This is a genomic window from Pseudarthrobacter sp. DSP2-3-2b1 (assembly GCF_049895945.1).
Lineage (GTDB): Bacteria > Actinomycetota > Actinomycetes > Actinomycetales > Micrococcaceae > Arthrobacter.
In genome coordinates this window covers 1-25,155 of the sequence record NZ_JAFCTI010000008.1, presented here as the reverse complement: position 1 = coordinate 25,155, position 25,155 = coordinate 1, and the positions used below count along the sequence as shown (strand labels likewise).

The 25,155-nt window shown below is 66.4% G+C and carries 20 protein-coding genes; 13 read left to right on the top strand and 7 right to left on the bottom strand.

Features of this window, described 5'->3' with window-relative positions:
- The first annotated feature begins 126 nt into the window (after positions 1-126).
- The 4 genes from topA (at position 127) to proC (ending at position 5,575) form a co-directional block, all read left to right on the top strand.
- On the top strand, positions 127-2,856 hold the full coding sequence (gene topA, locus ACP7AX_RS11315) for a type I DNA topoisomerase (RefSeq protein WP_426226554.1): 2,730 nt from the start codon (positions 127-129) through the stop codon (positions 2,854-2,856).
- A 63-nt stretch (positions 2,857-2,919) separates the two neighbouring features.
- Positions 2,920-3,372 carry an SseB family protein gene (locus ACP7AX_RS11310; RefSeq protein ID WP_426226553.1) on the top strand — a complete coding sequence of 151 codons (453 nt, stop codon included), beginning with the start codon at positions 2,920-2,922 and terminating at the stop codon, positions 3,370-3,372.
- A gap of 52 nt (positions 3,373-3,424) precedes the next feature.
- On the top strand, positions 3,425-4,420 hold the full coding sequence (locus tag ACP7AX_RS11305) for a Ppx/GppA family phosphatase (protein ID WP_131684479.1): 996 nt from the start codon (positions 3,425-3,427) through the stop codon (positions 4,418-4,420).
- Between the two features lie 321 nt (positions 4,421-4,741).
- A complete protein-coding gene (gene proC / locus ACP7AX_RS11300; RefSeq protein WP_426226552.1) occupies positions 4,742-5,575 on the top strand; it encodes a pyrroline-5-carboxylate reductase in 834 nt (277 codons plus the stop codon).
- Between the two features lie 61 nt (positions 5,576-5,636).
- Here proC and ACP7AX_RS11295 read toward each other — a convergent pair whose 3' ends face one another.
- Both ACP7AX_RS11295 and ACP7AX_RS11290 read right to left on the bottom strand, forming a co-directional pair.
- The gene (locus ACP7AX_RS11295; protein WP_426226676.1) at positions 5,637-6,275 is read right to left on the bottom strand and encodes a potassium channel family protein; all 639 of its coding nucleotides are present in this window, start codon (positions 6,273-6,275) and stop codon (positions 5,637-5,639) included.
- Between the two features lie 40 nt (positions 6,276-6,315).
- Positions 6,316-7,749, bottom strand: coding sequence for a TrkH family potassium uptake protein (locus ACP7AX_RS11290; protein WP_426226551.1), 1,434 nt, complete (start codon positions 7,747-7,749; stop codon positions 6,316-6,318).
- Positions 7,750-7,853: 104 nt separating this feature from the next.
- On the opposite strand from ACP7AX_RS11290, the gene ACP7AX_RS11285 reads away from it, so the two are divergent.
- Complete coding sequence (locus ACP7AX_RS11285) at positions 7,854-9,065, top strand: acetoin utilization protein AcuC (protein WP_426226550.1); 1,212 nt, start codon at positions 7,854-7,856, stop codon at positions 9,063-9,065.
- A gap of 87 nt (positions 9,066-9,152) precedes the next feature.
- The gene (locus ACP7AX_RS11280) at positions 9,153-9,734 is read left to right on the top strand and encodes a metalloregulator ArsR/SmtB family transcription factor (protein ID WP_131684484.1); all 582 of its coding nucleotides are present in this window, start codon (positions 9,153-9,155) and stop codon (positions 9,732-9,734) included.
- A 6-nt stretch (positions 9,735-9,740) separates the two neighbouring features.
- On the opposite strand, the gene ACP7AX_RS11275 is transcribed toward ACP7AX_RS11280, so the two are convergent.
- Positions 9,741-11,075, bottom strand: a complete 1,335-nt coding sequence (locus tag ACP7AX_RS11275) for an alpha-hydroxy acid oxidase (RefSeq protein ID WP_426226549.1) — start codon at positions 11,073-11,075, stop codon at positions 9,741-9,743.
- Between the two features lie 99 nt (positions 11,076-11,174).
- Between ACP7AX_RS11275 and ACP7AX_RS11270 the strand changes: the two genes are divergently transcribed.
- Positions 11,175-11,864 carry a FadR/GntR family transcriptional regulator gene (locus ACP7AX_RS11270; protein WP_426226548.1) on the top strand — a complete coding sequence of 230 codons (690 nt, stop codon included), beginning with the start codon at positions 11,175-11,177 and terminating at the stop codon, positions 11,862-11,864.
- A gap of 138 nt (positions 11,865-12,002) precedes the next feature.
- Here the strand turns inward: ACP7AX_RS11270 and ACP7AX_RS11265 are convergent, their stop codons facing one another.
- On the bottom strand, positions 12,003-13,037 hold the full coding sequence (locus ACP7AX_RS11265; RefSeq protein ID WP_426226547.1) for a LacI family DNA-binding transcriptional regulator: 1,035 nt from the start codon (positions 13,035-13,037) through the stop codon (positions 12,003-12,005).
- 330 nt (positions 13,038-13,367) lie between these two features.
- Here ACP7AX_RS11265 and ACP7AX_RS11260 point away from each other — a divergent pair, with 330 nt between their 5' ends.
- The 5 genes from ACP7AX_RS11260 to ACP7AX_RS11240 are packed head-to-tail and all read left to right on the top strand — an operon-like array spanning position 13,368 to position 19,328.
- Positions 13,368-14,840 carry a Gfo/Idh/MocA family protein gene (locus ACP7AX_RS11260; RefSeq protein WP_426226546.1) on the top strand — a complete coding sequence of 491 codons (1,473 nt, stop codon included), beginning with the start codon at positions 13,368-13,370 and terminating at the stop codon, positions 14,838-14,840.
- On the top strand, positions 14,837-15,805 hold the full coding sequence (locus ACP7AX_RS11255; protein WP_426226545.1) for an NAD-dependent epimerase/dehydratase family protein: 969 nt from the start codon (positions 14,837-14,839) through the stop codon (positions 15,803-15,805). Before ACP7AX_RS11260 ends, ACP7AX_RS11255 begins: the two co-directional genes overlap by 4 nt.
- Complete coding sequence (locus ACP7AX_RS11250; RefSeq protein WP_426226544.1) at positions 15,802-16,707, top strand: 5-dehydro-4-deoxyglucarate dehydratase; 906 nt, start codon at positions 15,802-15,804, stop codon at positions 16,705-16,707. The genes ACP7AX_RS11255 and ACP7AX_RS11250 overlap by 4 nt, the downstream gene beginning before the upstream one ends.
- Entirely contained in the window at positions 16,707-17,816 is a 1,110-nt protein-coding gene (locus ACP7AX_RS11245) for a mandelate racemase/muconate lactonizing enzyme family protein (protein ID WP_426226543.1), read from the top strand. The genes ACP7AX_RS11250 and ACP7AX_RS11245 overlap by 1 nt, the downstream gene beginning before the upstream one ends.
- Before the next feature lie 60 nt (positions 17,817-17,876).
- Positions 17,877-19,328: an aldehyde dehydrogenase (NADP(+)) gene (locus ACP7AX_RS11240; protein WP_426226542.1), complete on the top strand. Its 1,452-nt coding sequence runs from the start codon at positions 17,877-17,879 to the stop codon at positions 19,326-19,328.
- A 217-nt stretch (positions 19,329-19,545) separates the two neighbouring features.
- Here the strand turns inward: ACP7AX_RS11240 and ACP7AX_RS11235 are convergent, their stop codons facing one another.
- The 3 genes from ACP7AX_RS11235 to ACP7AX_RS11225 are packed head-to-tail and all read right to left on the bottom strand — an operon-like array spanning position 19,546 to position 24,063.
- The gene (locus ACP7AX_RS11235) at positions 19,546-20,727 is read right to left on the bottom strand and encodes a M24 family metallopeptidase (RefSeq protein ID WP_426226541.1); all 1,182 of its coding nucleotides are present in this window, start codon (positions 20,725-20,727) and stop codon (positions 19,546-19,548) included.
- Positions 20,724-22,883: a DUF6807 family protein gene (locus ACP7AX_RS11230; RefSeq protein ID WP_426226540.1), complete on the bottom strand. Its 2,160-nt coding sequence runs from the start codon at positions 22,881-22,883 to the stop codon at positions 20,724-20,726. The genes ACP7AX_RS11235 and ACP7AX_RS11230 overlap by 4 nt, the downstream gene beginning before the upstream one ends.
- A 16-nt stretch (positions 22,884-22,899) precedes the next feature.
- Positions 22,900-24,063, bottom strand: a complete 1,164-nt coding sequence (locus ACP7AX_RS11225; RefSeq protein WP_426226539.1) for an acetylxylan esterase — start codon at positions 24,061-24,063, stop codon at positions 22,900-22,902.
- A 400-nt stretch (positions 24,064-24,463) separates the two neighbouring features.
- Between ACP7AX_RS11225 and ACP7AX_RS11220 the strand changes: the two genes are divergently transcribed.
- Positions 24,464-25,155 (top strand): carbohydrate ABC transporter permease (locus ACP7AX_RS11220; RefSeq protein ID WP_426226538.1); only part of this gene is annotated, 692 nt, incomplete at its 3' end.

The window sequence follows — 25,155 nt, the reverse complement described above, 5'->3', positions numbered from 1 at the left end:
CGCGGCGTTGGGACGGTCCAAATGACCCGGACGTTTTCCACATGAATACGCACTATTGACCAAAATATGGTGAACTAGGCCAATATGGGCTCATCTGCCCCAGCAACCTTTTTCTGTAGGAGCACCGTGCCAAGCAAGGCCAAAACAGGCAAGAAACTCGTGATTGTGGAGTCTCCGGCCAAGAGCAAGACCATCGCCAAGTACCTCGGCGAGGGCTTCATCGTCGAGGCCTCCATTGGTCACATCCGGGATCTGCCGCAGCCGTCCGAGCTCCCCGCAGAACTGAAGAAAACCTCGGTGGGCAAGTTCGCCGTCGACATCGATAACGACTTCAAGCCGTACTACGTGGTCTCCGCCGATAAAAAGAAAAAGGTGACTGAGCTCAAGGCCGCGCTCAAGGACGCCGACGAACTTTATCTCGCAACCGATGGGGACCGCGAGGGCGAGGCCATCGCGTGGCACCTGCTGGAAGTACTCAAGCCCAAGGTCCCGGTCTACCGGATGACGTTCGGCGAAATCACCAAGGAAGCCATCCAGCGCGCCATGGGCAACCTGCGCGATGTTGATTCGGCTTTGGTCGATGCCCAGGAAACCCGCCGCGTACTGGACCGCCTCTACGGCTACGAAATCTCCCCGGTCCTGTGGCGCAAGGTTGCCCGCGGCCTGTCCGCCGGCCGAGTCCAGTCCGTGGTCACCCGCATGGTGGTGGACCGCGAACGCGAACGCATGGCCTTCAAGGCTGCCTCCTACTGGGACCTGACGGGCCAGTTCGGCGCCGGGTCCGGATCCTTCAAGGCGAAGCTCGCTTCTGTTGACGGCTCCAAGGTTGCCAGCGGCCGTGACTTCAACGACGACGGCGTACTCACCGCCCGCAACGCCGTCCACCTGAACGAGGAACTCGCCACCTCGCTGGCCGCTGGCCTCCAGGATGCGGACTTCCGCGTCCGGTCCGTGGACACCAAGCCCTACACCCGCCGTCCCGCCGCGCCGTTCACCACCTCCACGCTCCAGCAGGAGGCCGGGCGCAAGCTCCGCTTCTCCTCGAAGAGCACCATGCAGGTGGCCCAGCGGCTGTACGAAAACGGCTACATCACCTATATGCGTACCGACTCCTCGGCGCTGAGCGACGAGGCCGTCAAGGCAGCCCGCCGCCAGGCCTCCGAGCTGTACGGCCCCGAGTACATCCCCGCGTCCCCCCGCGTGTACTCCAGCAAGGCCGCGAACGCGCAGGAAGCCCACGAGGCCATCCGCCCCGCCGGTGACTCGTTCCGCACCCCCGCCCAGGTTGCCAAGCAGCTCTCCGGCGATGAGTTCCGCCTGTACGAGCTGATCTGGAAGCGAACCGTCGCCTCCCAGATGGGCGACGCCAAGGGCTCCACCGCCACCATCCGCCTGGGTGCCGTGGCCACGGACGGCCGCGACGCTGAATTCTCGGCTTCCGGTACCGTCATCACGTTCCCCGGCTTCCTTGCCGCCTACGAAGAAGGCAAGGACGAGAGCCGCGGCGACGACGACTCCGAAGAAGCCCGCCGGCTGCCGAACGTTGCCAAGAATGATGCCCTGACGGCGTCGGACATTGTTGCCGTGGGCCACGAGACGTCTCCGCCGCCGCGCTTCACGGAAGCTTCGCTCACCGCCGAGCTGGAGAAGAAGGGCATCGGCCGCCCCTCCACGTACGCCTCCACCATCTCCACCATCCAGGACCGCGGTTACGTCCGGAAACAGGGTTCCGCGCTGGTGCCGAGCTGGATCGCGTTCTCCGTGATCCGCCTGCTCGAGCAGCACTTCCACGACTACGTTGACTATGAGTTCACCGCGGACATGGAAGGTGACCTGGACAAGATCGCCAACGGCCAGGCCGTGGGCTCTGCCTGGCTCAAGCACTTCTACTTCGGTGAAGACGCCGATCCCGGGCTGCTGAGCATCGTCAACAACCTGGGCGATATCGATGCCCGGGAAATCAACTCCATTCCCATCACGGATGAGATCACGCTGCGGGTGGGCAAGTTTGGCCCGTACCTGGAAAGCTCCGCCGCTGTGGTGGATCCGAAAACGGGCGAAATCGTTGAAAACTCGCGTGCCAACGTGCCCGAGGACCTGGCTCCGGATGAGCTGACGGCGGCGAAGGCCATCGAGCTGATGGAAACGGCTGCACCCGAAGAACGCGTCCTGGGCGCCGATCCGCACACCGGCCACACCGTCGTCGCAAAGAACGGCCGCTACGGCGCCTATGTCACCGAAGTCATCCCGGAGATGACCGAGGAGCAGATCGCCAACCAGCCGGTTGAGTATTACAAGAACGGCAAGCCCAAGCCGCCGAAGAAGCCCGTCAAGGCCAAGCCGCGCACCGGATCGCTGTTCGCGTCCATGACCGTAGACTCGGTCACCCTGGATGAGGCGTTGCAGCTCATGAGCCTTCCGCGGGCTTTGGGCGAGGACGCCGAAGGCAACCTCATCACGGTACAGAACGGCCGGTTCGGCCCGTACCTGAAGAAGGGCACGGACTCCCGCTCGATCGGCTCGGAAGAGGAAATCTTCACCATTACGCTGGAACAGGCACTGGAGATCTACTCCCAGCCCAAGCAGCGTGGTGCCCGCGCCGCAGTGCCGCCGCTGGCCGAGTTCGGTCCTGACCCGGTATCCGAGAAGAACATTGTGGTGAAGGAAGGCCGCTTCGGTCCTTACATCACTGATGGCATCACCAACATCACCGTGCCACGCGCCACCTCGCTGGAGGAACTGACCCGGGATCAGGCCGTTGAACTCCTCGCCGAGAAGCGCGCCAAGGGCCCGGTCAAGCGCACCACGACGGCCCGCAAGGCGCCGGCGAAGAAAAAGGCTGCAGCCAAGAAGTAACTCAGGCCCGGGATGGCAGTCCCCGGAATTGCGGTGCCGGGCACAACGTGGTCGAGTAGAGGTATGACTGAACAGCCCGCCACAGCCGATACCACGCCGCTGAACGACCTCGAAGAGAAGCTGGCCCAGGGCGGCCAGCCCGATGCCAGCCCGGTGGACGTCATCCTGTCCTTCCTCAATAGCGAGGTCTACGTCATCAGCACCGACGGCATCGAGGGGGAGGACTCCCAGGTGGAGCCCCTCGTGCTGGCGAACGCCGACGGTGATCCTGTCCTTGCCGTGTTCTCCCATCCCAGCCGGGTGGACGAGCAGTACCTGGAGGCGGCTCCGAACGTCCTGGGCACCCAGGGCGCGGCCATCATCGCCAACATCGGCGACGAGCTGGGTATGGTGATCAACCCCGGGGCCGCGTTTGGCTTCGAGATCAACCCCGAGGGCGTTGCCAACATCAAGCGCGACTTCAAGCGTGCCGACGAAACGCCCGACGGCGCCCCCGGAGACCCCTCCGCCAACTGATATCTGCGGGCTGGTTTGGGTTTGACAGGCCGCAGCGGGGAATAATGGCAGGATGCGGCTAGGCGTCCTCGATATCGGGTCCAATACTGTCCACCTCCTCCTGGTGGATGCCCACCCTGGCGCGCGCCCGGTACCCTTCGCGTCCCACAAGCGGCCGCTCTCCCTGGTCCAGTACCTCGACGCCGATGGCAACATCACCGACGAGGGGCAGCATGAGCTGATCGAATTTGTCCTGGAAGCCTGGGAGTTCGCCGCCAAGCACAAGGCCGACGACTTGCTGGCCTTCTGCACCTCGGCCATCCGCGAGGCCACCAATGGTCCGGCTGTGCTGGCACGGGTCAAGCACGAGACCACTGTCACCCTCCAGGAACTGACCGGCAGCGAAGAAGCATCCATGACCTTCTTCGCCGTGCGCCGCTGGTACGGCTGGGGCGCAGGTCCCATCCTGAACCTGGACATCGGGGGTGGCTCCTTCGAAATGGCGTTCGGCCAGGACGAACTGCCCGAGGTGGCCACCTCTGTCCCGCTGGGCGCCAGCAGGCTGACCCGGGACTGGCTTGCCGAGGACCCGCCGTCGGCCAAGAGCGTCAAGGAACTCCGGCGCTATATCCGGGCCACACTGGCTCCCGCGGTAAGGCAGTTCGACGGCCTGGGGCGGGCGAACGTGGTTGCCGGGACGTCCAAGACCTTCCGGTCCCTCGCCAGAATCGCCGGGGCAGCCCCCAGCGCGTCCGGCCCCTACGTGAAGCGGGCGCTGGACGGCACGGATCTGGGTGTTTGGGCGCAGCGCATCTCTGCCATGAAGTCCGAGGACCGGCTGTATCTGCCGGGAGTTTCCGAAGCCCGTGCACATCAAGTGCTCGCCGGGGCCTTGGTGGCGGAAGCAGCCTTGGAGATGTTCCAGTTCAAGAAAATCAAGATCTGCCCGTGGGCGCTGCGCGAAGGGCTGATCCTGCGCCGGCTCGACCAGCTGGTTTTCGCGGGTCCGCTGAGCGGTAGCCCGCAGGCCGAACCGGAGCGGCAGGCCATCGGGGCCGCGCCCGCCTGAGCTGTCTGGGCAGCGGACCCCACGCGGCTCAGTCCGCCGGCTCAGGCGCGCCCGTGGTGCGGTCCGCCTGTTAAACGCGAAAGCACCGGCATCGCCAGCAGGAAAATGGGGGAAAACCTGCTGCCAACCACCGGTGCCTCGGGCAAACATCCCCATGCTTGCCGCATCACTCGCACCCTCAATGAGGTAATAACTACGTTAGGCCGCCAAGTTGTGTATAAGCTGCGGCCAACATGGGAGCCACCTGTGAATGCGTTTTGCCGGGTTCCCGCTGGATGGATCCGGTTTCGAGAGCCCAAGGCGAACTGCAATGATGGACCCATGAGCAACCGAATCGCCTTCCTGGGCTGTGGATCCATGAACGAAGCCATCCTTTCCGGACTCATCAAGGCCGGAACCGACCCCGCAGACATCGTGGCCACCGTCAGGCGGGCGGAGCGCGCGGAGGAGCTGGCCGTACGGCATCACGGCATCACCGCCATCGCGGGGGAGGAGGAGCCGGACAACAACAAGCAGGCCGCCAAGGGCTCCGCCGTCGTGATTCTGGGCGTCAAGCCGGTAGGCATCCAGGAGCTCGCCCGGGAAATCAGCAGTTCACTGTCCCCAAAGACCATCGTCGTCAGCGTCGCCGCGGCGGTCACCCTGGCCCAGCTGGAAGCTGCCCTCCCGGCCGGTCAGCCGGTGATCCGGAGCATGCCCAACACGCCCGCCAAGCTGGGCCGCGGAGTCATCTCCGTCTCGCCTGGAACCAACTGCACCCCCGAGCAGCTCCAGCAGGCCAAGGACGTCTTCCGCGGCGCCGGAACCGTGGTGGAGGTGCCTGAGGAACAGGTTGACGCGGTCTCGGCCATCAGCGGCTCGGGCCCGGCCTATGCGTTCTACCTCGCCGAGGCCATGGCCGCGGCCGGTGTGGAGCTGGGCCTGGATCCCAAGCTGTCGGTGCTCCTGGCCCGCGAGACAGTCGCCGGCGCAGGCCTGATGCTGGCTGAGCCTGGCGCCGATCCCTCAGCCCTGCGCATAGCTGTGACCAGCCCGAAGGGCACCACGGAAGCCGCCATCGCAACGTTCAACGAGCAGGGCCTTCCGGCCATCATCGCCGCCGGCGCCCGCGCGGCAACAGAGCGCGCAGCGGAGATCACCAAACAACTGGGCTGACCAGGACCCACCACCGCAGGGTTCCCCGGCCGAGCTTGCGAGGCCAGGCTGCGGTTGGGGATTACGGCCGGGCGGCGAACCGTTCCAGCAGGTCAACGTGGCCGGACACGATCAGCATGTCGCGCGCGGACACTTTGGTTTCGGGGCGCGCATAGGTGAAGTCCTCGCCCGGGGACTTGACGCCCACAATGGTGACGCCGTACTTGGACCGGACCTTTGACTCATCCAGGGTGAAGCCCACCGTTTCGCGCGGCGGGTACATCTTCACGATGGCGAAGTCGTCGTCGAACTCGATGAAGTCCAGCATCCGCCCGGACACCAAATGCGCGGCGCGGACGCCGGCGTCGGCCTCGGGGTAAATCACGTGGTTGGCGCCGATCCGGGTGAGGATCTTGCCGTGCGAGGGCGTGATGGCCTTGACCCACAGGTGCTCGATGCCCAGATCCACCAGGTTCACGGTGATCAGCACGGAGGATTCGATGGACGTTCCAACGCCCACCACCGCCGAAGTGAACTCCTGGGCGCCGAGCTGACGCAGGGCATCGATGTTGGTGGCATCCGCCTCCACCACGTGGGTCAGGAGCGGTGCCCATTTCTGCACCAGCGTGCGGTCGCGTTCGATCGCCAGCACCTCGCGGCCCTGCTTGACCAACTGCTCGGCCGTGGAAGAGCCGAAGCGGCCCAGCCCGATCACCAGCACCGGCGCGTTGTGGGCGGGGCGGTTGGGGGCGCCTGGGGAATTAGCCAATGATGGGCCTCTCTTCCGGGTAGTGGTACAGCTGGCTGCGCTGGCGCAGGGCAAGGCCCGCGGCAAGGGTCACGGTGCCCACGCGGCCGGCGAACATCAGGGCAGTAAGGACGTAAACGCCCGACGGCGGCAGCTCGGCGCTGAGATTCGTGCTCAGCCCCACCGTGGCAAAGGCGGAAATGGTTTCGAAGAGCACCCGGTCCAGGGACGCGCCGCTGATCTGCAGGAGCAGGAACGCGGAGACGGAAACCAGCGTTGCGCCGGCCACAATCACGGAAATGGCCACCCGCATTGCGCCCTGGGGGATGGTGCGGCCGTAGACCTTGACGTCGGCGTCGCCGCGGGCCTCGGCAACGATCGCAAGGAACATCACGGCAATCGTGGTGACCTTGATGCCGCCGGCAGTGGACGCAGAGCCGCCGCCGGCGAACATCAGCGCGTCAGTGAGCAGCATGGTGGTGGATTCCATGTGGTTCTGGTCCACAAGGTTGAAGCCGCCGGACCTGGTCATGACGGAGGCAAACAGTGAGTGGGTGATTTTGTCGCCCAGGTCCATGTGGCCGATGGTGCGGGAGTTGTCCCACTCCATGAGCCCCCAGAGGAACGTTCCGGCGAACAGCAGGATGAAGGACACCTGGATGGTCAGTTTGGTGTGCAGGTTCCATTTGTTCCAGTTGAGCCCGTTTTGCTGCAGGACCATGACCACGGGGAAGCCCAGGCTGCCCAGGAAGACGCCCAGCATCAGCGGAACCAGGATCCACAGATCGGTCTCGTAGGGCACGATCCCGTCTGAATGCGGCGTAAAGCCTGCGTTGTTAAAGGACGAGATCGCGTAGAAAATGCCGTGCCATACCGACTGCCAGAACGGTTCGCCCAGCGTCATGAAGCGGGGGATCAGCGCCAGCGCCAGGACGCCTTCGATCACCACTGAGGTGGTGATGACGATCCGCAGAAGCGTACCCACCTCGCCCAGACGGCCGGCGTTGTTCATGGCTTCCTGGGCAATGAGCTTGCCGCGGACGCCAAGCCGTTTGCTGACCATCAGGGCCAGCAGGGAGGCGAGCGTCAGGGTTCCCAGGCCGCCCACGAAGATGCCAATCAGGATGACCAGTTGGCCGAAGAATGACCAGTGCACCGCCGTCGAAACCACCGTCAGGCCGGTGACACACACGGCGGAGACCGCCGTGAACATTGCCTGGTGCAGCGGGGTGGCAGTGTTCGCGGCGGAGGAGACGGGCAGCGAGAGGATGAACGTGAAAACCAGGCACACCGCAGCGAAGACTGTCAGGGCGAGCCGGGCCGGCGAGGTGTTGGCAATGTCGTCGATAAAGTCGCGCAGCCGCGCGAACATCCACAGGCCTTCGCGCTCCGGTGCCGTGGGATGCCAGGGGGCCGGGTTCCGGGGCCTCGACTGGCGTTGGGACATGGGTGGCTTTTCCTCGGTTGAAACTGTTTCCTCCAGTAGTAAACCACTAATGCCCGCGTAATGGCCGGGCCTGCGCGGCGGCAGGACCGGGTAGCCTGTGATTGATGACATATCTGCCCGGTCTCAGCCAGCCCGCACCTCCGACGACGGTGGTGTGGAATTCTGCCATGACCGCCTACAACTTCGGCCCAGGCCACCCCATGGCGCCCGAACGGATGGACCTCACCGCGCGCCTGGCCGTGAGCCTGGGCTTGTTCGACCTGGGCCACGTTACCGTGGCGGCTCCGGAGGTAGCCTCGGACGCCGAACTGGAGTCCGTGCACTCTCCTGAGTTCGTCGCAGCCGTCCACCGGGTCAGCGAAGATCCGGCGAGGCCCGATGAAGCCCGCGGCCTGGGCACCGATGATGACCCCGCGTTCGCCGGCATGCACGAAGCCGCCGCAAGGCTGGCCGGAGGATCACTGCTTGCAGCCATGGCCATCCTGGACGGCACAGCCCTTCACGCCGTGAACTTCGGCGGCGGCCTGCACCATGCCGCCCGCGAGCGGGCCAGCGGGTTCTGCATCTACAACGACTCCGCACTGGCCATCCAAAAGCTGCTGGACGGCGGCGTCCCCCGGGTGGCATATATCGACATCGACGCCCACCACGGGGACGGAACGCAAAGCATCTTCTGGGATGACCCCCGGGTGCTGACCATCTCCATCCATGAATCAGGGCTCACGCTTTTCCCCGGGACCGGCTTCGCGAACGAGATCGGCGGTCCGGCGGCCGAGGGTACGGCCGTGAACGTGGCTCTGCCTTCAGGCACAGGGGACGCCGGCTGGCTGCGGGCCTTCCACGCGGTGGTGCCGCAGCTCATTGGAGCGTTTGAGCCGGCGGTGATTGTCAGCCAGCACGGCTGCGACTCGCACCGCCATGACCCGCTGGCCCACCTGCAGATCAGCGTGGACGGCCAGCGTGAAGCAGCCTCGGCCATTGGAAACCTTGCCACCCGGCATTGTGAGGGCCGCTGGATCGCCACCGGCGGCGGCGGGTACAGCGTGACCGACGTCGTCCCGCGCTCGTGGAGCCACCTGATCGCCATCGCCTCCGGCCGGCCGGTCCCGCTGCGGACTGAGGTCCCTGAGGAATGGCGAGCCTATGTGCTGGCGAAATTCGGCCGGGACGCACCCCGCCTGATGGGCGACGACGTCGAACTCTGGTGGCGGTCCTGGGAAGTCGGGTTCGATCCGAACGACGCCGTGGACCGGACAGTCATGGCCACCCGGAAGGCAGTCTTCCCGCTGCACGGGCTGGATCCCTGGTTCGACTGAATTCCCCGTCCGCCGATACCGATCAGTTCCGGTCTGACAGCGAAATAGTTGATGCCTTGCGGCGTATATGTCGCTAGGGTGGGAGGCATGGTGACAGACGACGTATTTGCCGTCATTGCGGAAGCAACCCGGCGCGATATTTTGGTATCCCTTCGCGCGGGGGACAAGGCGGTAGGGGAACTGGTGGAAGAACTGGCGGCAAGCCAGCCCACCATCTCCAAACACCTCAAAGTCCTGCGAGAAGCCCAGCTTGTCAGCATGCGGGCGCAGGGCCAGAAGCGCTATTACGCGCTGAACCGCAAACCCCTTGAAGGTATCGCGAGCTGGCTGGAAACGTTCGACGTCGGCCCGGCAGCCGACGTCGCTTCCTCACCCGTCGCCGGCTCACCCGCCGCCGCTACATCCGCCGCCGCCCCCGAGGCAGACAGCGCAGCAGACACCCGCAGCGCACCCGCTGCTGCTCCATCCGTACCGGCCGACGACGCCCTGGCCGCCGTGCTGGAGCGCGAAGGCGCAGAGCTGAGCCCCGCCGTCGTCATTCCGGGCGGAACCTCAGCGCCACTCAGCGACGACACAGTGCCGCAACAGATCGGCCGCACCGTGGGGCGTGCTGCCACCAAGGCCGCCGATCTGCTGGCCAACCTGCCGAAGTTCGGCCGGAAGAAGTAGCTTCCGTTACTTGTTGAGCAGCCGGACGTGGTCCGGCGTCAGTTCGGAGATGCTGCTGACACCCAGGAGCGCCATGGTGCGGGCCATGTCCTTCTCGAGGATCTGCAGCGTGCGGTCCACACCGGCCCGGCCACCGGCCATGAGGCCGTAGAGGTAGGCGCGGCCGATCATGGTGAAGTCGGCGCCCAAAGCCAGTGCGGCAACGATGTCCGCGCCGCTCATGATGCCGGTGTCCAGGATGATGGCGGCGTCCGAGTTGTCCTTGGTGAAGGCTTCCTTGACCTCGGGCAGCAGGTGGAACGGGATGGGAGCGCGGTCCAGCTGGCGGCCGCCGTGGTTGGACAGGACGATGCCGTCGGCGCCGTGGTCCACCACCTTGCGGGCGTCCTCAACGGTCTGGATGCCCTTGACTACGAGCTTGCCCTTCCAGGTTTCACGCAGCCAGTCCAGGTCCTCGAAGGTCAGGGTGGGATCAAACATGGAGTTGATCAGATCCGCCACGGTTCCGGTGTAGCGGGAGAGCGAGGCGAAAGTCAGCGGCTCGTGCGTGAGGAAGTTGAACCACCAGGCCGGGCGGTAGGACGCATCCAGCACGGTCTTGACGGTCAGCGCCGGCGGGATGGTCATGCCGTTGCGGACGTCGCGGAGGCGGGCACCGGCCACGGCGGTGTCCACGGTGACCATCAGGGTGTCGTTGCCGGCCTTGGCGGCGCGTTCGATCAGTTCGAGGGAGCGGTCACGGTCCGTCCAGAGGTAGAGCTGGAACCAGTTGCGGCCGTTCGGGGCGGCGGCGGCGACGTCCTCGATGGAAGCCGTGCCCATGGTGGAGAGCGTGTAAGGAATCCCGGCGGCTTCGGCAGCCTGCGAACCGGCGTATTCACCCTCGGACTGCATCATCCGGGTGAAGCCGGTGGGGGCGATGCCCACGGGCAGGCGGGAGGGCTTGCCCAGAATGTCGGTGGTCAGGTCGATGCTGGAGACGTTGCGGAGGATTCCGGGCCGGAACTCGATGTCCAGGAAGGCCTCGCGGGCGCGGCGCAGGGTGATCTCTTCTTCCGCGGCGCCGTCCGTGTAGTCGAAGGGAGCCTGCGGAGTGCGGCGCTTGGCGATGTCCCGCAGTTCCCAGATGGTGCTGGCGCGCTTGAGCCGCGCTTCCTTGCTGAACTCGGGCTTCTTGAACTGCATCAGCGGAGCCAGGTCCGCGTACTTGGGGATACGGCGCTTGAGTGCTGCGGGCACGGCCGGCGCTGTGGAGCGCGGTGCCGGGGTGGCGGCCGGGAGATCCGCGGCGTCCGGAGCCGGGGTGATCTCGGGGTTGTTCGGCTGGATCGTGTGGGTCATGGCTTCCTCCGTTGGCTGGCCGGCGCAGTCAGCTGCCGCTGCTGTGGTCTAACCACACTGTAGGCCATGTGGTCCAACCACATCAAGTAGCATGGCCATATGCGTACCCACCAGCTTGTCCTGCACTGGATCGAGGGCCAGCTCTCCGAGGGCAAATTGGCGGTCGGAGGGCGGCTTCCCCCGGAACGGACCCTCGCCGAGCAGCTGAAGGTTTCCCGCACCTCGGTGCGCGAGGCGATCCGCATCCTGGAGGCCATGGGCGTTGTCCGTGCCGGCGTCGGCTCCGGTCCTGAGGCCGGAACGGTGGTCATCTCGGACCCGACGGCGGCGCTTGGCTCGGCGCTGCGGCTCCACGTTGCAACCCAGCACCTGCCCGTATCGGACATCGTGGAGACGCGCGTCCTTCTGGAGTCCTGGGCAGTGGCCCGGGCCAAGGCTGACGCACCCCAGCTGGAACTTGCCGCCGCGCTCCTTGACGAGATGGACGCCGTCGGACGTTCCGCCCAAACCGCGGACGATTTCCTGGCCCTGGACGTGAGGTTCCACCTTGCCCTGGCCGATGCCGCAGGCAACGCCGTGGTCAGCGCCATGATGGGCTCCCTGCGTGAGTCCATCCAGGGCTACGCCGCCCGGCTGACCGGCAATCTCCCCGATTGGGATGCAACAGCGTGCCGCCTCGGGGCCGAGCACCGGGAGATCCTGGCCGCCATCCGGAACGACGACGGCGAACGGGCGGCCAAGCTGGTGGCTGCCCATATCGAGGGGTACTACCGGGAGGCCGGCGTCTAGGCTCTCCGGGCAACGGTTCCGTAGGTGGGTCCGGCGCAGCCGTGGGTACCTTAGCCGTTGTGGACTTCAGCCGCGGGTACCGCAGCCGTGGGTGCCCTGCCTTCAGCCGCGGGTGCCCTGCCTTCAGCCGCGGGTGCCTCAGCCGTGGGCGGCGGTGCGGGGCGCCTTGGCCGGGCCGCTGCTGGCCCGGATCTCCAGCCGCGGCTGGTACCGGCTGCCAGGGGCATCGTTCTCTTCCTTGCGGATCAGCGCACGCAGCTGGTGCCATGCCTGCTGCCCCAGCTCCGTAATGGGCACGGCGGCGGTGGTGAGCGTCGGCGTGGTGTAGCGGGCGAAGGGGATGTCGTCGAAGCCCGTGACGGAGATGTCGCCGGGAACGTCCACCCCGCGTTCGTGGAGTCCGCTCATCAGGCCCATGGCCACGAGGTCGTTGAACGCAAGGATGCCGGTGGCGCCGCTGTCCAGCACGGCATCCACGGCTTCGTGCCCGGTATCGAAGTCCGAGCCGCCCTCCAGCATCAGGACCTCCACCTGCGGGTTGGCTGCCTTGAAGGCCTCCAGCCCCTCGAGCCTGAGCCCGTTGGAGGCGCTGCGGGGCGGGCCGGCCAGGAATGCCAGGCGGGTGTGGCCCAGGTCCACGAGGTGCCCGGCGAGGTCCTGGACGCCCTGCCCGTAATCCACCACCAGGCTGGGGACGTCCGCAGCTGTTGTGGTCCGGTTGATCAACACCAGGGGGTGCAGTGAGGGGACTATTTCCTCAAGTTCGGCATCGGTCATGCGCGGGGCGCACAGAACCAGGCCGTCGCACCGGCGGCGTGCCTCACCGGCAAGGATGGCTTCCTCGCTGGAGACCTCAAAGGAATCCGCGATCAGCACACGGTAGCCGTCCTGCGCCGCCGCCCGACTCAATCCGCGGAGGATGGCCTGGAACGTGGGGTTGGCCAGGTCCGGGACAACAATGCCGATGGTATCCGTTTTCCCCAGTGCGAGGCTGCGGCCCACCGGGTTGGGCTGGTATTTCAGTTCAGCCGCAGCCGCCCGCACCCGCGCCGCAATTTCGGGATCCACCGTGAAGTTGCCGTTCATCACGCGGGAAACGGTGGCGTGCGAAACGCCGGCTTTCACCGCCACTTCCGCGATGCCAATCCTGCCGGTTGCCGATCTCCTGACCATGGCCTGCCTTTCGTAAGTCCCCCGGGCCATTCTGCCGCCAGGGGGCTGGCGATGTTCACAGCAGATGGCGGTGTTGTGGGAAAAGCATATAACGCCGCGGGAAAGCGATTTCTATCCGCTGGCCCAAAGATCGACGAGTTTTGCGGGCGGTGGTCAGAAAACGCTTACTCGCACGGAGGACAAGGGTTGACGGGAACGTGGTGCTCTTGGTACAAATCATATAACGAACCGAGAAAACGCTTTCTCGCGCGAGTTCCAGAAACTGACCCAAAGCACCACCACGAACGGCCTGAATCCGGCCGAGTTTTGAGCTTTCGAAAGGGACCCCTCATGGTCAACACAGCCGAATCGAGTTCTGCTACCGCCGCCTTCGCTGCAACGGTGGAGCCGGACGCCCAAACCAAGGCACGCATTGCCCTCATCGGCACCGGCGGACGCTCCGAGATGTACATCCGTGCCATCTTCGGCAAGCACTCGGACACCGCGGAACTGATCGCCTTCTCAGACGTGAACCCCGGCCGTGTGGAGTTCTACCAGAAGCTCATCCAGGAACTTGGTGCGCCGGGTCCGGTCGCCTCATTTGAGCCAACAGACCTCACTGCGTTCATCCAGGCCAACAACATCGACCGCGTCGTGGTGACCACGCCTGACTACACCCACGCCGATTACATTGTGGAGGCACTCGAGGCGGGCGCCGACGTCGTGGTCGAAAAGCCCCTCACCATCGACGCCGAGGGCTGCCGCCGCATCACCAAAGCCGTGGAGGAGACCGGCCGCAACGTGGTGGTCACCTTCAACTACCGCTACTCACCGCGGAACAGCGCGCTGAAGGAAATCATCCAGAGCGGCGTGATCGGCAAGGTCACCTCCATCGATTTCAGCTGGGTCCTGGACACCGTCCACGGCGCCGACTACTTCCGCCGCTGGCACCGCGAAAAGAAGAACTCCGGCGGCCTGCTCATTCACAAGGCATCCCACCACTTCGACCTCGTCAACTGGTGGATCAACGATGTCCCGGAGCGCGTGTTCGCCTCCGGCGGCCTCAAGTTCTACGGCGACAAGAACGCCGCCGAACGCGGCCTCGGCCCGCGTCCCGAACGTGGAACGCCCGACGCCGATGCGCCGGCTGCCGCGGAAAAGGACCCGTTCACGCTGGACCTCCGCGAGGATGAGCGGCTCAAGGCGCTTTTCCTCGACAACGAGCACTACGACGGCTACCGCCGCGACCAGGACGTGTTCACCGGCGGCATCACCATCGAGGACAACCTGGCACTCGTGGTGGAGTACCACGGCGGTCCCCGCCTGAGCTATTCCCTGAACGCCCACAGCCCGTGGGAAGGCTACCGCGTGGCCGTCAACGGCACCGAAGGCCGTGCTGAACTCGAAGTGGTGGAGCGCGCCTCTGTCTTGAACAGCACGGACAAGAAGACCGTGGTTGACCCGAGTGCCACCCCCATCGAGGAAGAAGACGCCATCCGCCGCAACGGCGAACGCCTGGTGGTCCAGCGCCACTGGGAAGCAGCCTACGAGGTGCCCATCGTCAACGGCGAGGGCGGCCATGGCGGCGGCGACGAACTCCTCCTCTCGGATCTCTTCAACGGCCCGGGCGAGGACCCGCTGGGCCGCCCGTCAGGCTATCTCGACGGCCTGCGCTCAGTCTCGGTGGGCATTGCCGGCAACCGTTCGCTGGAGTCATCCCTCCCCGTCCGCATCGAAGACCTGGACCTCGGCGCCGACCTTCCCGCGGCGCCTGAGTCCTTCCCGGACAGTCCACGGATCTCAGACCTGAAGGAAACACTATGAGCAGGATTTTTGTCACCGGCGGCTCCGGCCGGCTGGGACGCAGCGTTGTGGCGGGCCTCGCCGAAGCGGGCCACGAGGTCATCTCGGTGGATCGGGACGCGCTCCCCGCGGACCAGTTGCCCGCCGGCGTCGTGCAGGAAACCGGGGACCTGCTGGCCCCCGGCGAGGCGCTGCGCCTCCTGAAGGAGACCACGCCCGACGCCGTCATCCACCTCGCCGCGATCGCCGTCCCGTTCAGTGCACCGGAAGACGTCATTTTCGCCACGAACACCCGCCTGGCGTATGCCGTGATCAGCGCGGCCACCGAACTGGGGATCGGCAGGATCATCACGGCGAGCAGCCCCACGGTTCTGGGCTATGGGTCGCCGGCGGGGTGGCTGCCGGACAGCTTCCCGCTGGACGAGCGCACCACGCCGAAGCCTTGGAACGCCTATGCGCTGTCCAAACTGATCGCCGAGCAGACCGTTCAGATGTTCGCGGCGGCGCAGGGTTCGAAGATCCGGTACGCCGCCTTCCGCCCGTGCTACGTCATCTCGCCGGAGGAATGGGAGGGTGCGCCCACCCAGCAGGGCCACACCCTGGCCGAACGCCTGGCTGACCCCGCCCTTTCCGCACCGGCCCTGTTCAACTACGTGGACGCCCGCGACGTCGCAGACTTCCTGGACGTGCTCCTGCAGAAGATGGACTCAATCCCCAACGGGGAAACCTTCTTCGTGGGGGCGGCAGACGCGCTGGCCAGCGCACCGCTGGCCGAACTGATGCCCCGCTTCCTGCCCGGCAGCGAAGCGCTGGCCGCCGGCCTGACCGGCACCAGCCCTGCCTTCTCCATCGCCAAGGCCCGCGAATTGCTGGGCTGGGAGCCCAGGCGCAGCTGGCGGACCGAACTGAAGACAACCACCACCCTCAACGACGAGCCGTCCGCCACCCTGGTCACAGCCGGTGCCGGATCCAAGGAGACATCATGAAATTCGACGGCGTACTGTTCTTCCCCGTTACCCCGTTCACGCCGGAAGGCACCGTTGACGTGGAGCTTCTCAAGGAGCACATCGGTTCGCGGCTCCCGTTCGGTCCCGGCGGCGTGTTTCCCGCGTGCGGCACGGGCGAATTCCACGCGCTGAGCATCGATGAGGTGCGCACCGTGGTGACTGCCGCCGTCGAGGCCGTAGCCGGAAAGGTTCCCGTGGTTGCCGGAGCCGGCGGGCCGCTGGGCCACGCCATCGCGTGTGCCCGGATCGCCGAGGAAGCGGGCGCCGATGCGCTCCTGGTCCTGCCGCCGTACCTGGTCACCGGTCCCGCCGACGGCCTCGTGGCGTACATCGAGGCAGTGGCGGACGCCAGCAGCCTGCCCGTCATCGTGTACCACCGCGGAAACGCCAAATTCACCGCCGCCTCCATGACCCGCCTCGCCGCCAACCCCAAGGTGATCGGCTTCAAGGACGGCCTGGGCGATGTGGGCCTGGCCCAGGAAATCGTCACCGCCGTCCGCGCCACCGGACGCGAGGACTTCGCCTTCTTCAACGGCCTGCTGACTGCCGAGCTGACCCAGGGCGCCTACCGCGGCCTGGGCATCCCGCTCTACTCCTCGGCCGCCTTTGCCATGGCACCGGAGATCGCCAAGGCCTACTACGACGCCTACATCTCCGGCGACGAGGACCGCCGCAACGCCCTGCTTGAAGGCTTCTACGCTCCGCTGGTGCGCCTCCGTGACCAGACCCCCGGCTTCGGCGTATCGCTCGTCAAGGCCGGCCTGCGGCTCGGTGGAATGGCTGTCGGTTCGGTCCGTCCGCCGCTGGTTGACCCTACGGAGGAGCAGTTGGTCCAGCTGAAGTCCATCCTGGCCAAGGGCTACGAGCTGGCCGGCCGCTGATGAGTGCGCCCGCGCTCGCTTCCGTCAGGACCGCACCGCTGATCACCGGCCTGACCACGCGGCTCCTGACCGTCCCGCTGCTGCGCAGCTGGGGAGTGGAGGCGCCGGAAAACCATGTGATTGTTACGGAAATCCAGACGGACGACGGCGGCGCGGGGCACGGTTTTTCGTGGACGCCCACCATCGGCCCACAGGCCGTCAAGGCACTGCTTGACTACGACATCGCGCCCTTCATCACGGGGCTTCCCGCCAACCCCGAGACGGTCTGGGACGCTCTGTGGAAGCGGCTGCACGAGGCCGGCGGCGGGGGACTGACCACCATCGCCATGGCTGGCGTGGACCTGGCCCTTTGGGACCTCCAGGCACGCCGGGCGCAGACCTCGGTCACCGGGCTGCTGGGGCAGCGGCAGGAGTCCGCGGAGGTGTACGGCTCCGGCGTGAACCTGCACTACACGCTCGAGGAGCTGGTGGCGCAGACCGAACGCTGGGTCGCCGCAGGCCACCGGGCGGTCAAAATCAAGGTGGGCAAGCCGGACATCCGCGAGGACGCCGAGCGTGTGGCGGCAGTCCGGTCCGTACTCGGCCCGGACCGCAAGCTGATGATCGACGCCAACCAGCGGTGGGATCTGCCCACCACCTTCAAAGCCTTGGACGTGCTGGCGGAGTTCGGACTGGAGTGGCTGGAGGAGCCCATCCGCGCGGACGACCTCTGGGCCTACCGCCGGCTGCGCAAGCATTCACCGGTACCCATCGCCCTCGGCGAAAACCTGCACACCATCTACCGCTTCCGCGATTTCATTGAGGCGGAGGCGGTGGACATCATCCAGCCCAACATCATCCGCGTAGGCGGCATCACGCCGTTCCGCCGGATCGTGGAGCTGGCCCGGACCAACAGCATCCGCGTCATGCCGCACCTGCTGCCGGAGCTTTCAGGGCAGCTCGCCCTCACTCTGGCGGAGGCTACGCTGGTGGAGGACGTGGAGGATGCGTCCTTCGAACAGCTGGGCATCCTGGCCGGGCCGTCGCCCGTCCACTTCATCAACAGCCGCGCTACGCTGACGGACCAACCGGGGCTGGGCTTCCTCTTCACGGACACACCCGGAGCCTGAGGCTCGCTTCCAGATTATGACCGCTGATACGACGAACCCCGACGAAATACAGGTACCCCAGTGACTACTGCAACCCTTTCACTTTCAGAACTCACAGCAGCTGCAACGCAGGCGGCCGCCATCTCGGCCAACGCCTCGGATGCCGACCGCGCAGCCTGGCTCACCGCCGTCGCCGACGCCATGGACGCCAACGTTGCCGAACTTGTTGAGATCGCCGATTCAGAAACCAGCCTCGGCATCGTTCGGCTGACCGGTGAGGTGGCCCGCACCTCCGGCCAGCTCCGGTTGTTTGCCCGCGTGATCACTGAAGGCTCCTACCTCGAGGCAATCATTGACCACGCGGATCCGTCCGCCACCCCGCCCAAGCCGGACCTGCGCCGCATCCTGCGTCCCATCGGCCCGGTGGCTGTCTTCTCCGCATCCAACTTCCCGTTCGCCTTTTCCGTGGCCGGCGGCGATACCGCCTCCGCCCTGGCTGTTGGCTCCTCGGTGATCGTCAAGGCCCACTCGGGCCACTTGAAGCTGTCCGAGCGCACTGCCGAGGTAGTCACCGAGGCCCTGCGGTCCGCGGGTGCCCCGGACGGATTGTTCGCCCTGGTGAGCGGCCGCGAGGTGGGCACTGCGCTGGTCCAGGATCCCGCCATCAAGGCTGTCGGCTTCACCGGGTCCATCCCGGGCGGCCGGGCATTGTTTGACCTCGCAGTATCCCGGCCCGATCCGATCCCGTTCTACGGCGAGCTGGGCAGCCTGAACCCGGTAGTCATCACCGCTGCGGCCCTGACGGAACGTTCCGGCCAGCTCGCAGCGGGACTTGCGGCGTCATTCACGATGGGCGCAGGCCAGTTCTGCACCAAACCCGGGCTGGTGTTCATCCCCGCGGGGACCGGATTTGCCGCTGAGTTGGCTGAGGCCAGCAAGGACAAGCTTGCGGCGCCCATGCTCACCACCCGGATCTCCGACGCCTACCCGGATGGCCTGCGCAGCGTGGCTTCGCTGCCCGATGTGACCATTGTCAGTGGCTCCGCGGACCAGGACGCCACCCGCGACGGCGCCGCACCCGTGGTGTTCTCCACCTCCGCCGCCAACGTCCTGGCCCGCCCGGACGAGCTGCTGGAAGAGTGCTTCGGGCCCACAACGCTGCTGATCGAATACAAGGACCAGGAGGAGCTCACGGCCGTCCTGGCCAAGGTTCCCGGCAGCCTGACCGCCACGGTCCACGCCCAGCCGGGCGAGGACATTACCGCCCTCGTTGAGCAGCTGTCCGGCCTCGCTGGCCGGGTCCTGTTCGACGGCTGGCCCACCGGCGTCGCAGTGAACTGGGCACAGCAGCACGGTGGCCCGTACCCGGCCACCACGTCGCTGTTCACCTCGGTAGGCGCGACGGCGGTCCGCCGCTTCCAGCGCCCGGTCGCCTACCAGGACGCGCCGGAATCAATCCTTCACCCGGCCCTGCGCGACAGCAACCCGCTGGGCATCCCGCGCCGCGTGGACGGCGAGCTCCGCCTCCCCTAGCAACGCTCTCGCACTTGATGTCGCTTAAACCGCGACGCTCTTGCAGTTGATGTCGCTTAAACCGAAACGCTCTTGCGGTTGTTGCCGAAAGTAAGGCAACAACTGCAAGAGCGTTTGGCGTTTCGGGTCAGGATCTGCCAGAGCGTGGGGGGAGAAAGGCGCATGAGGTGAGAGAGCGTTGGCCAAAGACCTGCATTAGGTGAGAGAGCGTTTTTCTCTAGAGCTGGAGGGTGGCCGGGCGCCGGAGGCCGTTAACCGTGGCAGTGGGCCAGCGCTCGTCCACGGTCAGAACCGTGAGCCCGGCCTCGGTGACCTGCACGGTGTCTTCGACCTTCACTCCCGGACCCGACGGGTTCCACGTGAACGGCTGGTTGACCACCACGGTATCGGTGACGGCGTCCGTGACGCGGGGGTCGCGGCCGGCATAACCTGCGGGACCGCCCTGGTGGTGCTGCTCCCACTGCTCCGCGCCGAAACCGTGACGGACGTAAGCAGTCTGGATCTCCCCGAAGATGCTGTCCAGCCGGGCGCCCGGAACCGTCGCACCGAAGATGTCCGCCTCAACCGCTGCGATGCGGGCCTCGGCGTCGATCTCTTCGGGAGTGCCGGCGTCGAACCTTACCCAGCGGGTGATGTTGGCAACCAAGCCGTCCCGGCGGGCACACACCACGGCCATGGCGCGGCGGCCGAGCGGCGCGTGCGTGGCCAGCGGGTGGCGGAAATCGCTGCGGGAACTGCCGTTGCACAGGAGCACCAGCGGTTCCGCGCCTGCGGCAACCACCCGGCCGGCCAAGGCGGCTGCGAGCTCGAACTCGGTGGTTTCAGGCCGGGCTGTGGACAGCACATCGGTCATGATGCCTGCCAGTTCCGCGCTGAGATGGGCATACCTGGCGCTCTCGGCAGGGAGGAGCTGCTGCCGCGCGGCCCTGAGTTCGGTGGCCACCGCAGCTTCCGCCAAGGGAGTGCCGGCTGATCCCGCGGGTCCGGTGGAACGTCCGACGGCGGCAGCGGCCTCGTGGAGGTTGCCGTACCACGGCACTGAATGCAGGGTGACGCCGGCGGGGAGCTCTTCGGCGGCCATGCGGCCCGCCTCGTTGTTGAAGGTCACCAGATGGTCGCCGTCGCGGTCAACTAGCACTGCGGCGATGGGATCGCCGGCAAGGCTGATGTGGACGCGGCTGCCGTCCAGATACCAGGTCAGGGCTGTGTGGGTGGTCAGGAGCAGTGAATCCCGTTCCTGGGCGTCGAGGATGTCCAGGACGCGGCGCCGCTTGATCTCGCGGTCGGCCGCCGAGGCCGGCGCTGTCCGTTCGCCGCTGGCTGCGTCCAGCGGTGCCTCCAGCGGGAGCCGTTCCCCTAGCGGGAGTGGCGAGGCTGCGGTGGTGGTGGTCTGGCTCATGACTGGTCCCCCTGTGTTTTGATCAATGTCTCTATGTCTTGTGTGCTCAAAAATCCGTCGGCGATGAATACTGTGATGCTGCGGCGCACCGGTGTGCCGGGTTCGGCAATTACGGGCGCATCCCACGCCAGCGACTGGCCAACACCCGGGTAGCCGTCCACCCTGACGAACCATGGATCCGTGGCGTCCTCCGCGGCGACGAAGACGAGCGTGGCGGCGCCGCCGGCAGCGGCACCTGCTCCAGTGCCGCCGTCGGGCGTTCCCGAGCCGCCGGGGGTTACTGGGCCAAAGTTGCCCGACCAGGCGAGCCACGGCGTGACACTCCCGTGGACGGCGGCCTCGCCCGTAAGGGGTGTGCCAGCGGAACCGGGCGCCCAAACCGTGGCGCCCGAACATTCCGGCAGGCGCCAGAAGAACCCGCCATAACCACCTTGGTCGCGGCCATTGGAACCGGGGCTGCCCAGGCTCACTGGGCGATCGCCCGCGGGGGAGAGCGCGAAGCCGAGCGTCAGGCGCCAGGCACCGGGACCGGCCGGAGCCCACGTCCAGCGGCGCTCCTCGGTCAGGACGGGAGCGCCGCCGGGGCCGTTCCAGGAGAGCGTCTCGGCCAGTTCGCCGGCGTGCCCGGAACCGCCGACGCCGGAACCGCCGTCGTTCTCGAACGGTTCGCCCGTACGGACGATGCTGCCGTGATCCGGCCGCCAGACGTATTCGCCCGCCGCTCTGGTGTAGGTCCTGCCGCCCCAAAAGTTGACGCCGTCCACGTCCTGCAGGGCCACGCCCACGCCCAGATGCCATACGTGGTCCAGCGGCTGGTGGTCGGTGACGACCGTTCCGGCGAGAGTGCGGACGGGGTGGAGGTAGGGGCGGGGTGAGGAGACGGCGCGGATGTGACTGCCGTCTTGGTACTCCGCCACGGCCTGCCCGGCAAGGTCAAAAGTCCGTGCCGGCGGCAGTTGGCGGGCCCATTGCACGCCAAGCTCGGCAAACGTGGCCTGTGCCTTCGCCGCCCTTTCAATCAGTTCAGGGATGCCGTTGACGACGGGGTGGGCGTCGTCGCCTTCACCCTCCCAGCTGAGGTGCTCGGCGCTGATTTCCTGCGGGTCGGGTGCAGTGCGGATGGCTTCCAGGACTGAAGTGAAACCACCCGTATCGGCCAAACCGCACAGCAGGGGAACGCCGGTGGCCCGGGCCGCGAGCAGGTTCTCCAGCAGGTCAGTCCGCCCGAAGGTTTCATGGCGTTCGCCGGCCGCGGTGGTGGTGACCACCTCGTCCTCGGTGTAGAAGAAGGTGATCTCGCCCAGTGTGCCGTGGACCGTCACGGAGGGTTTCCGCTGCTCCGGTGCGCAGAGCGTCAGGCCGCACAGCAGGGTCTGCCCGGCGGCGGTCCGGACGCGGATCACGGAGGTGTCGTCGCTTTGGGTGTTGTGGGCGCGGTAGAGGTCGGTCTCCACTGAGGCGACATCCGCGATCGTGTGGGCGCCGGCCATGTGCAGCCCCGTGGCCACCGCGTGCGCCAGGGCGTTCGTGGCCACGCCGTCCACAACATCCGTGCCGTCCAGGCTGCGCTTGCCCGCCCAACGGGACCGTTTGAAGTAGCCCTTGGACCGCACCCACATGCCTTGCGCGCTCAGGCCCAGGACATCGCCGATTTCGCCGGACGCGATGGCCTCACGGATCGCAGGCAGGGCAAGGGATCCCAGGCTTTGGAAACCCACTTGGACAAGATTCCCTGAGGCTTCTGCCGCAGCCGCCACCTCCTGGAATTGGGCCAGGGAAGCCACCGGAGGCTTTTCCACATAGACGTCACAGCCTGCAGCCAGCGCAGCCAACGCCATGGGAGCATGTGTCTGGATGGGGGTGGCCAGAATGACAACGTCAGGGGCCGTTCCGGAGACCAGCAGCTCATCCAAGACAGTGAAGACCGCCACGGAACTGCCCAGTCTGCCGTCCTGCGGCGGATGCGGATCGGCGACGGCCACCAGCTCGACGGCGCCGGCCGCCTCCAGCCGGGCGAGGTTGGCCAGGTGCCGCTCGCCGAAGCCGTGGACACCCACCAGGGCGATGCGCGGCCGGGCAGCCGGAGCATCGTCCGGTCCGGCGGTCGAGCGCGGTTCTGCGGTGCCCTCTGCTGTGAAGGCGGATTGCTGGGTCATTGATGGTCCTCGGTGCCTAGGGTGTGGGGACGGTGGAATGGGTCTGGACGGAGGTGCCGGCACCCAGGGTCCCGGCCAAGTACGTGATCGCTTCATCCTGCATCCCTGCGGTGAAGACGTGCCCGCCCGGCCAGAAACGTCCTGCGTAGCTGTCCGGGTGGAGTGAGGCCAGGATCCTGTGGGCGTCGCGCATGCCGGCCTCCGGGAAGAGCTGGTCAGCAAGGGCGTATTGCACCAGGAACCCGTCCGCCCCGGATCTGGCCGTGAGCTCCGGCCAGTCTCCCAGCTTCCAGAGCCCAGGCGTCTGCAGCAGCCAGGAATGCGCATCCAGATACGCGGGCAGCAGGGATTCACACGTGGTCATCATGCAGGTCACCACATAGTTTCTGATCCTTGGACTCAGCGCCGCCAGGGTCAGGGCCCTGCCGCCGCCGCCGGAAAATCCGATGCAGCCCAACCGCCCGGGATCCACGCCGGGGAGCGAGGCAAGAACGTCCAGCGCCGCGAGATCGTCGTGGGCAACCATCCCGGCCAGGCTGGTTCCGAGCAGGCCGGCCGTTTTGGCTACGGTGTCCTCGTGGTAGCCGGCCGCGGCGTTGTACAGTTCCGCGTCGGAAGGTACGACGCCGTCCTCCCGCCACTGCGACTTTCTCGCCTCCAGAGCGGAGGCAGTCCGCCACGGCGGCTCGGAGAGGTCAAAGCGCCGGCTTCCCCATGCAAACGTGTCGTGGGCCAGCACAGCGAAGCCCGCCCTTGCTATCTCGGCAGCGAGGGCGCGGCCGTCATAATGGCCCGCTCTGGCCTCGGCCGCAGACGGGTGTGTCAGGGGAAGTTCCACCAAGCGGTCCGCCCCGCCGAACTTGTTTCCGCCGTGGCAGTGCAGGGCGAGCACGCCCGGCAGCGGTCCGGAACCTCCGGCCGGGCGCACCAGCCAGCCCGTAGTACGGGGGCCGAATCCCAACTGCCAGCTGAGCTGGGAGGTGGTGACGCCGTCGTACGTTTCCTCCCAGTGGACGGTGACGTCCGTTGGGGAAGCCTGTGCCGGAACACCCAAGGCGTCCGAAAGTTCCTGCGCACCGGCCGTGGCCGTCTGGTACCGCGGCTGGTTCCGGACAAAGCGGGGCCAGTCCTCGTAGCCGGCGATGGCGCTGGGCCGGGCCGGCTGGTCTGCTGTTCTCACTGGCCTGCCTGAGGTTCGAAGGGCGGATGACGTGGTGCGGCTGCGGGACGCGCTCGGCGTTGATCGAGCGGTCCCGTTCTAGAAAACGCTTTCTCAAAAACTAACAAAGGGCTGTACACGAGTCAAGAAACCGTTTACTTTGGTACGGAGCCGCTTTCTTCAACGTCCCGCTGGACGGTGGCATCTCCGGACCGCTGCTGCAACGATAACCCGTTGCAGGGCGCGGCAGGAGTTTGCACCACAGGCAGTGCGTTGCACCGATCGCCCCGGCGATCACCCAGACGTGGATGGCCACGATGACCAAAGGAGACCACATGGCCGCTGAACCCAACCACAGGACGCCTTGCCCGGCACGCTTGCCGGCGCCGGCGGGCCTGCTGCGTGAAATGGAGATCCCGCTATGAGCGCGATCAGTGAACTCAGTACGCTCAAGCGCCGTAAGGGGCCGATGAGTGCTGCGGAGAAGAAGGCCAACGGCCGGGATAACAAGGCCGCGTATATTTTCCTGTTGCCGTGGCTGGTGGGTCTGGTGGCGATCACCATCGGGCCGATGCTGATGTCCCTGTACCTGTCCTTCACGGATTACAACCTGCTCCAGCCGCCGGAATGGACGGGCCTGGATAACTTCATCAGGATGTTCGGCGACGCCCGGCTTCATAACTCCCTGGGTGTCACGTTCACTTACGTGCTGGTCGGTGTTCCGCTGCAGTTGGGCGTGGCTTTGCTGATCGCGCTGGTCCTGGACAAGGGCATCCGCGGGCTGCCGTTCTACCGTTCGGTGTTCTACCTGCCCTCACTGCTGGGCGGTTCGGTGGCCGTGGCGATCCTGTGGAAGCAGATCTTCGGCACCACCGGCCTGGTCAACCAGGTCCTGGCAATATTCGGGGTCCAGGGCCCGGGCTGGATCTCGGACCCGAGCACGGCGCTGGGCTCGATCATCCTGCTCCATGTCTGGACGTTCGGCGCCCCGATGATCATCTTCCTCGCTGGCCTGCGGCAGATCCCGGTGATGTATTACGAGGCCGCCAAGGTTGACGGCGCCACCACACTCCAGCAGTTCTGGAAGATCACCCTGCCGATGCTGAGCCCGAT

Coding starts and splice junctions, on each gene's coding strand:
- ACP7AX_RS11260 (WP_426226546.1), top strand. CDS start 13,368: ATGGTCAACACAGCCGAATCGAGTTCTGCTACCGCCGCCTTCGCTGCA.
- ACP7AX_RS11245 (WP_426226543.1), top strand. CDS start 16,707: ATGAGTGCGCCCGCGCTCGCTTCCGTCAGGACCGCACCGCTGATCACC.
- ACP7AX_RS11275 (WP_426226549.1), bottom strand. CDS start 11,075: ATGACCCACACGATCCAGCCGAACAACCCCGAGATCACCCCGGCTCCG.
- ACP7AX_RS11285 (WP_426226550.1), top strand. CDS start 7,854: ATGACATATCTGCCCGGTCTCAGCCAGCCCGCACCTCCGACGACGGTG.
- ACP7AX_RS11230 (WP_426226540.1), bottom strand. CDS start 22,883: ATGACCCAGCAATCCGCCTTCACAGCAGAGGGCACCGCAGAACCGCGC.
- proC (WP_426226552.1), top strand. CDS start 4,742: ATGAGCAACCGAATCGCCTTCCTGGGCTGTGGATCCATGAACGAAGCC.
- ACP7AX_RS11255 (WP_426226545.1), top strand. CDS start 14,837: ATGAGCAGGATTTTTGTCACCGGCGGCTCCGGCCGGCTGGGACGCAGC.
- ACP7AX_RS11250 (WP_426226544.1), top strand. CDS start 15,802: ATGAAATTCGACGGCGTACTGTTCTTCCCCGTTACCCCGTTCACGCCG.
- ACP7AX_RS11270 (WP_426226548.1), top strand. CDS start 11,175: ATGCGTACCCACCAGCTTGTCCTGCACTGGATCGAGGGCCAGCTCTCC.
- ACP7AX_RS11265 (WP_426226547.1), bottom strand. CDS start 13,037: ATGGTCAGGAGATCGGCAACCGGCAGGATTGGCATCGCGGAAGTGGCG.
- ACP7AX_RS11280 (WP_131684484.1), top strand. CDS start 9,153: ATGGTGACAGACGACGTATTTGCCGTCATTGCGGAAGCAACCCGGCGC.
- ACP7AX_RS11235 (WP_426226541.1), bottom strand. CDS start 20,727: ATGAGCCAGACCACCACCACCGCAGCCTCGCCACTCCCGCTAGGGGAA.
- ACP7AX_RS11290 (WP_426226551.1), bottom strand. CDS start 7,749: ATGTCCCAACGCCAGTCGAGGCCCCGGAACCCGGCCCCCTGGCATCCC.
- ACP7AX_RS11310 (WP_426226553.1), top strand. CDS start 2,920: ATGACTGAACAGCCCGCCACAGCCGATACCACGCCGCTGAACGACCTC.
- ACP7AX_RS11305 (WP_131684479.1), top strand. CDS start 3,425: ATGCGGCTAGGCGTCCTCGATATCGGGTCCAATACTGTCCACCTCCTC.